Source organism: Mesorhizobium sp. M7A.F.Ca.MR.362.00.0.0 (assembly GCF_004023175.1).
In the GTDB taxonomy this organism is placed as follows: Bacteria; Pseudomonadota; Alphaproteobacteria; order Rhizobiales; family Rhizobiaceae; genus Mesorhizobium.
The window spans coordinates 1-800 of sequence record NZ_RZTF01000716.1; the positions used below are offsets into that span (position 1 = coordinate 1).

The window sequence follows — 800 nt, forward strand, 5'->3', positions numbered from 1 at the left end:
CCGATCCACCTTCTCCCACAAGGGGAGAAGGGGAAATCGCGTCAGCCGCCAACCGCCGCATTGATCTCCCACCCGCTCACCCAGACCTGCCGCAAGCGGTCGCCTTCGCCCTTGAACCGCAACCCCGTCGCCTGGCAATCCTCGATCCGGTCGCTGCGGAAATTGCGGATCGCCTGGCGCAGCTCGCACCAGGCGACGATGTTGGCGGTTTCGGCGTAGTAGATGAGCGCGATCGGGCGGATGAGACGCTCGGAGGCGCGGCCCATCTCGTCGCGATAAGAGAGATCGAGCTTCTCCTCGTCGCGGATGGCGCGGCGCACCAGCGCCAGATCGATCGCGCCGGTCGAAGGCGCGGCGAACCCCCATGCATGCAGCGCATTGGCGTCGAATGCCTGCCGCAAGGGTGGCGGCACCGCGCCGGCGATCTTAGCGCTGACGCGCTTGGCCGCTTGCTTGAGCTCGCTGTCTCCGGTGCGCTCCAGCAGCGCCAGCGACAGGACGATCGCCTCCATCTCCTCGATCGAGAACATCAGCGGCGGCAGGTCGAAGCCGGGGCGCAGGATATAGCCGATGCCGCGGCCCCCTTCGATCGGAACGCGCATCGCCTGCAGCGCTGCGATGTCGCGATAGATCGAGCGCACCGTCACTTCCAGCCGCTCGGCAATCGTTGCCGCCGTCACCGGCTGCCGCGCCAGCCGCACGATCTGGATGATCTCGAACAGGCGTGACGCCTTGCGCATTTTTTACCCCAGCTTGCGCGCCCAACTGACACAGCATTGTCAGTTGGGCTGACCTATAGG

The 800-nt window shown here is 66.0% G+C and carries 1 protein-coding gene; it reads right to left on the reverse strand.

Annotated elements, in window-relative coordinates; all coding sequences use genetic code 11:
• Positions 1 to 41: 41 nt before the first annotated feature.
• A complete protein-coding gene (locus EOC06_RS37075) occupies positions 42 to 740 on the reverse strand; it encodes a YafY family protein (RefSeq protein WP_127331216.1) in 699 nt (232 codons plus the stop codon).
• Between the last annotated feature and the right edge of the window lie 60 nt (positions 741 to 800).

Excerpts from the sequence above, each read along its gene's own strand:
- EOC06_RS37075 (WP_127331216.1), bottom strand. The coding sequence starts at position 740 with ATGCGCAAGGCGTCACGCCTGTTCGAGATCATCCAGATCGTGCGGCTG.